This window comes from Neptunomonas qingdaonensis, assembly GCF_900113275.1.
In the GTDB taxonomy this organism is placed as follows: Bacteria; Pseudomonadota; Gammaproteobacteria; order Pseudomonadales; family Balneatricaceae; genus Neptunomonas; species Neptunomonas qingdaonensis.
Genome location: NZ_FOOU01000012.1, coordinates 124,150 through 131,138 on the forward strand (window position 1 = coordinate 124,150; position 6,989 = coordinate 131,138).

Sequence of the window (6,989 nt, forward strand, 5' to 3'; positions counted from 1 at the left end):
TCATACCAGTCGTAAAGGAGTTACCGTACGTGAATAAAGCCTATATATTGATGGGGTTGTTTTTCGGTGTTTTTTTATCTGGTTGTGCTACGCCACAGTCGGATTCTGTTGCTATAAATAAAAACACGGTTTCTTCTGAGGGGGCGTTGCAGGCGTACACCACGTTAGGGTTGCAGTACCTTCAAACCGGTGATTCAGTGAATGCGAAATCTGCTGTGCAGAAGGCGTTGGATATTAATCCTACATATGCTCCTGCATTTAACGCTTTAGGTTTGGTTTTTCAAGTTGAAGGTGAAATTGCTCTGGCAGAACAATATTATAAGAAGGCTATTGCGCAGGAACCCGATTCGGCGATGTTTCATAATAACTACGGCGCGTTTTTATTCTCAGAAAAACGCTACCAGGAAGCCTGTGTTGAACTGGCGAAAGCGACCGAAGATCCCTTCTATAATAGTAGATCTCAGACATTTGAAAATTTAGGACGTTGTTACCAGGAGATAGGGCGTAATGATGTCGCTATTCATGCGTTTGAGAGATCATTGAAAACGGGTGGAGCCCGGCCCCTGGCGCTTGTGGAGTTATCAGATATTTATCTGTCGACTGGGAATATACTTAAGGCAGAGGAGTATTTTTCACAGTTTACTGAAATGGTGAATAGTAAAAGAGTTAATCATTCTTCTAAAAGTTTGTGGGTTGGGATTAGGCTGGCAAGAGAGAATCATAAAGTCTCCTTGGCAACTACATATACTTTATTGCTAAAGAATATGTATCCTGAATCCGACGAATATATGCAGTATAAGGAGTCAGCTAGGTGAGTAGCGTTCCAGATGAAAGTATTGTGCAAAACGGCATGCAACTGCCTGGTGAACGTTTGCTTATCGCACGGGAAGCTCAAGGCTTGAGCCAGCAATCGATTGCAGAAGAGTTACACCTGCCTGTTCGCTATATTCAATGGATAGAGGAGGGTAGTTTTGACAAGCTTCCGAGTTTTGTTTTTGCCAGAGGTTATATCCGCGGATATTCGAAGATAGTTGGCATAGATGGATCCTCACTGATTGAGCTTTTTGATCAATTGAGCGGGTTACCTTCTAAAAAAGAACCGATTCGATCGGTCACAAGGATTCAGCAGCAAGTTAAGCTGGGTGATCCGGTCATGCGTTGGTCAAGTTGGCTTTTTCTGCTTGTTATTGTTTCGGCTATAGGCTGGTGGTGGAAAACACAATATAGTCTTGCGCCAGTTGAAGGGGTGGAGTCTGCTGTATCCGCTTCAACAGCACAAATGAGTGATGATAAAACCTTAGTGTTACCAAAATTAGAAGACTCATTAGAAGGTTCAGATGTGTCTGAAGATGCTAATGCTGAGATGTTAGTTGAACAAAATACTGCCGAAGAGCCTCAATACTTATCTGAAGAAGATGTGACAAATTTACAGAGCACGCTGGATGCTGGGCCTGATACTGATGTCAGTTTGCCGGTAGCAGAGGATGCGCCGATAGCTGTGTCCGATAAGTTGCAGATAACATTTACAGATGATTGCTGGCTTACGGTGAAGGATGCAGATGGGAAAACTATATTTAATAACCTGCGTAAGCAGGGGCAGTCATTAAGCCTTTCGGGAAAAGAGCCTTTGCGTGTGCTGATTGGGCGTGTTTCCGCTATCAATCAGGTGCTTTATAATGGCGTTGTTGTCGATCTTGCACCTCATAATGACAAAAATGTAGCAAAATTTTCGCTTCCTTTGAATTGACGTTTTTAAAAGAGAGAACAAAGTTTGGCCAAAGTTAAAGCCATCCGGGGAATGAATGATATTCTTCCTCATGAGACGCCTGTCTGGCAATATTTAGAGCGGCAGGTGAGAGCTGTATTATCCAGTTATGGATACAGTGAAATTCGCATGCCCATTGTAGAACAAACGGATCTCTTTAAGCGCTCTATTGGTGAAGTGACCGATATTGTCGAAAAAGAGATGTATACGTTTGAAGACCGCAATGGTGAAAGTCTGACGTTGCGACCCGAAGGTACGGCTGGCTGTGTACGTGCCGGCGAAGAGCATGGTCTGCTATTTAATCAGGCTCAGCGCTTCTGGTATCAAGGACCGATGTTTCGTTATGAAAAGCCTCAAAAAGGGCGCTATCGTCAATTTCATCAAATTGGTGTTGAAACATTTGGTATGTCAGCGGCAGATATCGATGCTGAAGTCATTATGCTAAGTGCCCGCTTATGGAAAAATCTTGGTATTCTTGATGCAGTTACATTGCAGTTGAACTCTCTTGGTAGTAATGAGAATAGGCTCAAGTATAAAGAAGACCTGGTTGAATACCTGATGCAATTTCACGATCGGCTCGATGACGATAGTCAGCGGCGATTAAAAAGCAATCCATTGCGCGTACTTGACAGCAAAAATGAATCAACTCAACAGATTTTGAGAGATGCACCGGTATTGGCTGATTATCTTGATGATGAGTCCCGAGAGCACTTTTCGCGCTTAACTGATTTATTAGATCAGGCGGGTATCCATTACGAGATAAATTCACGCTTGGTGCGTGGCCTGGATTATTACTGCAAGACGGTATTTGAGTGGGTAACCGATAAACTTGGCGCTCAAGGGACTGTTTGTGCTGGCGGCCGCTACGATGGTTTGGTGCAGCAGCTTGGAGGGAAGGCGACTCCTGGAGTTGGTTTTGCGATGGGTATAGAGCGCTTGGTGTTGTTGCTCGAAACGTTGAATACCATCCCTGAATCTGAAAAAGTGTCGTTTGATCTGTATATAGCTGCGGAGTCAAAAGAGGCGCAATCGGATGTCATGCAATGCGGGGAATTCTTGCGCGATCAGATACCAGGGTTGCGCATCAAAACTCATTGTGCCGGGTTGAAAAATATTAATAGTAAAGCCCGTCAAACGGGGGCGAAACTGATTTTGCTGTTACAGAAAGGCGAAGCAGGTGTCGTTGGGACGTTATGGAGTGAAGCCGAGTTAATAGCGCAGGTTCCATTGTCCGGTTTGCCATCCCTTGTTGCTCAGCAATGGCAACTTATTAAGTAGAATTAACGGATCTTTATTTTGGATTTGGAGTGTTATTGTGTCTGAGATGCGAACAGAAGAAGAACAGGTTGAAGCGTTAAAAGGTTGGTGGAAAGAGAACGGCAAGTCCCTCCTTTTTATGATCGCCATTGCATTAAGTGCGGTATTTGCCTGGAAAACCTGGCAGCAACAGCAGTTGACGAATGCTGAGAGTGCTTCCATTACTTATCAAAACCTTCTTGATGCTGTTTCGGCTACGCTCGGCACACAGGATTTGGATCAGATTGCAACAAGTCAGCATCTTGCGGAAGAGCTTAAAACTGATTTTGAAAATTCCGAATATGCACGCTTTGCCGCATTGTTGATGGCGCGTGTACAGGTTGATCAAGGGAAGTTTCCTGAGGCCCTGGCCGAACTTGACTGGGTGCTTGCGCATGCTCCTTCAGATGAAATGCGTAATGTGACACTGCTTCGTAAAACGCGTATTTACCAGGCGATGGGAGATTACCAAAAAGGCCTTGAGGTTATTAAAAACCTGAGCGCTAAAGAGTTTAACAGTAGTATTTTCGAGCTTAAGGGTGATCTGTTATTGGCTAGTGGAGAAAAAATGGATGCTCGGGCGGCTTATCAGCAGGCTCTTGACGCATCAGGCAATGCGGAGGCTAATCCTTTGCTGAATATGAAGCTGGAAGACCTGGCTGTATATAACGAGGGATAGAATATGTTACGTCGGATTGCTTCTATAGCATTGTTTTCACTCGCTTTGTCAGGATGTGGTTTTTGGGGCGGGTCGGAAGAAGTTCAGCCCAATAAATTAGTCGATTTCACTGCAGAAAAAAAGGTGGTTGTTCGTTGGTCAGCAAATATTGGCGGAGATTTGGGTGATAAATTTCATCAGATGACACCGGCCATTAGCGGGGATTCGATTTTCGCTGCCTCCGTTGATGGGGCTGTATCCTCTTTCAATGTTGAAACGGGTAGCAAGCTCTGGTCAGTAGATCTGGATGTAGCATTGCTGGCAGGCGTTGGTGCCGGAATTAGTAATCTGGCTGTCGCAACGCAAAGCGGTGTAATCATTTGTCTGGATGCAACTACAGGTGCTGAGCTTTGGAGGAAACAGGTTTCATCCGAGGTGGTGGCCGCGCCGCAATTAAATAATCAAATAGTGGTTGCGCAACTTATTAATGGCCAAATAGTGGCGCTGGATTTACAAAGCGGTGTACAGCGCTGGGTTTATGATAGTTTGGCGCCTCGATTGACATTGCGGGGTACAAGTTCACCTATAGTGGCCGCTGACGTCACACTGGCAGGTCTGGATAATGGTAAATTTGTTGCGTTAGATAACGAAAGCGGTAGTGTTTTATGGGAGCAAAATGTTTCTCTTGCGCAAGGTCGCTCTGAGCTTGAGAGAATGACAGATGTAGATGGTCGTCCATTGTTGTTTGAGAATGTCGTTTATATTGCAGGATTTCAGGGAAACCTGGTGGCTATTAATCCATTTAATGCGCAAACGCTCTGGGCAAAAAAAATGTCCAGCTACCATAGTCTTGCCGCAGGTTTTGGTAATATTTATGTGAGCGAGTCTGTTGGTCATGTCCAGGCATTAGATGCGCGAAGTGCTGCCAGTGTGTGGAGACAGGATCAACTGGAGAATCGTCAGATCACAGCTCCTGCCGTCATTGGCAATGCCGTGGCGGTCGGGGATAGCGAAGGCTATGTTCACTTTCTGTCACAAATTGATGGGCACTTCGTAGCCCGTTACGATACTGGTTCCCGACTTGTTGGTGATATGAAGGTTAAGGGAAGTACCTTATATGCTCTGACGGATGCCGGGCGTTTGTTAGCGCTGACATTGAACTGATCAGCCGTTTTAATGCAATTTGCTGTCTTTGGAAAAGGGTGGCATTTTTTTAATTTTTGGTAATACCTAATGCTACCCGTTATTGCACTGGTTGGTCGTCCCAACGTTGGTAAATCTACACTGTTTAACCGTATGACACATTCCAGAGATGCGCTAGTTGCGGATATGCCAGGTGTTACGCGTGATCGTAAGTATGGCGAGGGAATAATAGGCGAGCAGGCGTATATTGTTATTGATACCGGTGGTATCACTGGCGATGAGCATGGTATTGACCACGAAATGGCTCGTCAGTCTCTGCAGGCTATTGAAGATGCGGATGTTGTTTTTTTCATGGTAGATGGTCGTGCCGGATTAATGCCTGCTGATGAAATGATTGCGGATCATCTTCGACGCACTGAGAAAACAGTCTATGTGGTTGTTAATAAAACAGATGGGCTTGACCCTGACATAGCGATGTCTGATTTTCACACGATTGGTTTAGGTGAGCCGATTCCAATTGCTGCGGCACATAACCGTGGTGTTACTGTACTGACTGAACACTGTTTATCGACTTTTGAAACTATTGAGGCGCCAGTTGAGGAAGGCGAGCGAAGTGTTCGTATCGCTATTGTAGGGCGTCCCAATGTCGGTAAATCAACCTTGGTTAATAGGTTGCTGGGGGAAGAGCGGGTTATAGTATTTGACCAGGCGGGTACTACTCGAGATAGTATTTATATCCCTTATGAGCGAGATGGTAAGCCTTATACGCTAATTGATACCGCGGGGGTAAGGCGCAGGAAAAATATTACCGAGGCTGTTGAAAAATTCTCTATTATTAAAACACTGCAAGCGATTAAAGACGCAAATGTTGTTGTCTTGGTGATAGATGCAAGGCAAGGGCTTACTGATCAAGATTTGCATATGCTTGGTTTTATCATGGAGACTGGTCGTGCGCTGGTCATAGCCCTGAATAAATGGGACGGCATGACGGAAGAGCAGAAGAAGGAGATTAAGGAGCAGATACGTCGGCGTTTGGATTTTGCTGAATTTGCCAGATTCCACTTTATCTCGGCCTTGTACGGTAGTGGTGTAGGCGAGATGTACGGCTCTATTAATGAAGCTTACGAATCTGCTATGGCAAAATGGCCGACGAATCGTTTGACGGTTCTGCTTGAAGATATTGTCGCTGATCATCAGCCTCCTCAGGTCGGTGGGCACCGCATCAAGTTGCGTTATGCGCATCAGGGCGGCTCAAATCCACCTATTATTGTTGTTCACGGTAATAGAACAGACCATCTGCCTGAGTCGTATAAGCGCTATTTGAAAAATAAATTTATTAAAGTACTAAGAATTCATGGAACCCCCGTAAGGTTTGAGTTTAAGACGGGTGATAATCCATTTGCTGGAAAACGCAATAAGTTAACGCCCAGGCAGCAACGGAAAAAAGTACGTTTTCAGAAGCATGTTAAGGTGTTGAAGAAAGCGCGTAAAAAATAATGTTGCACGGTTAATTTAGTCGTAAGACTGTTAATAATTTTTGATGCGATTGCTCTAAATGATCCCTCCTTGGTTGCACTAAGGGGGGATTATGCCTTTTAAGGTTTATGTGTTTTTCAAGTGTCACCTTGTAATCATTTCTTGGTAAAGGCATAGATGTCTGTCTGTGCGGCAGGTGTGCTTGAATTGTTATCTATATAATAGAGTGCCTGCTAACAAGGCTTTTTGTGTTTTGTGGCCTGGGTTGAAGCATTTTTCATAAAAATATCACTTTTTTCAGGCAGGGCTGTTGACTCCTTTTGGGGAGTCTGTAGAATGCGCACCTCTTCCCAAGGAGGCTGCCAAACAGGTAGCTGAGATGAGAAGATGCTGGTTAGTAAGATCTTGATATTTAACATTTTTTCAAGGTTTTGTGATTGGTGGTTGGAGTCAGGTTTTGCAGCCGGAAGATTTCGGAAAAGTTGCAAAATAAAGATTGACTTCAACGCGGCGTTCGGTAGAATATGCGCCTCACTTGAACGACACGTTCAAGCGCTCTTTAACAGATTGGTCAGATAATTCGTGTGGGCGCTTGTCAGGACGAAGCTACAAAAGCTTTATCAGGATAAGCAACCTAGTGAATTCATTGAA

The 6,989-nt window shown here is 44.6% G+C and carries 6 protein-coding genes; all 6 read left to right on the forward strand.

Annotated features, from left to right (window positions below):
- Positions 1–29 precede the first annotated feature (29 nt).
- The 6 genes from pilW (at position 30) to der (ending at position 6,359) form a co-directional block, all read left to right on the forward strand.
- Complete coding sequence (pilW, locus tag BM099_RS15820; RefSeq protein WP_244889950.1) at positions 30–815, forward strand: type IV pilus biogenesis/stability protein PilW; 786 nt, start codon at positions 30–32, stop codon at positions 813–815.
- Positions 812–1,747, forward strand: a complete 936-nt coding sequence (locus BM099_RS15825) for a RodZ domain-containing protein (protein ID WP_090729278.1) — start codon at positions 812–814, stop codon at positions 1,745–1,747. Before pilW ends, BM099_RS15825 begins: the two co-directional genes overlap by 4 nt.
- A 51-nt stretch (positions 1,748–1,798) precedes the next feature.
- A complete protein-coding gene (hisS, locus tag BM099_RS15830; RefSeq protein ID WP_218150151.1) occupies positions 1,799–3,043 on the forward strand; it encodes a histidine--tRNA ligase in 1,245 nt (414 codons plus the stop codon).
- 46 nt (positions 3,044–3,089) lie between these two features.
- Positions 3,090–3,740 carry a YfgM family protein gene (locus BM099_RS15835; protein WP_090729309.1) on the forward strand — a complete coding sequence of 217 codons (651 nt, stop codon included), beginning with the start codon at positions 3,090–3,092 and terminating at the stop codon, positions 3,738–3,740.
- Between the two features lie 3 nt (positions 3,741–3,743).
- Positions 3,744–4,883: an outer membrane protein assembly factor BamB gene (gene bamB, locus BM099_RS15840; RefSeq protein WP_090729282.1), complete on the forward strand. Its 1,140-nt coding sequence runs from the start codon at positions 3,744–3,746 to the stop codon at positions 4,881–4,883.
- A 69-nt stretch (positions 4,884–4,952) separates the two neighbouring features.
- Positions 4,953–6,359 carry a ribosome biogenesis GTPase Der gene (gene der / locus BM099_RS15845; protein ID WP_090729284.1) on the forward strand — a complete coding sequence of 469 codons (1,407 nt, stop codon included), beginning with the start codon at positions 4,953–4,955 and terminating at the stop codon, positions 6,357–6,359.
- Positions 6,360–6,989 lie beyond the last annotated feature (630 nt).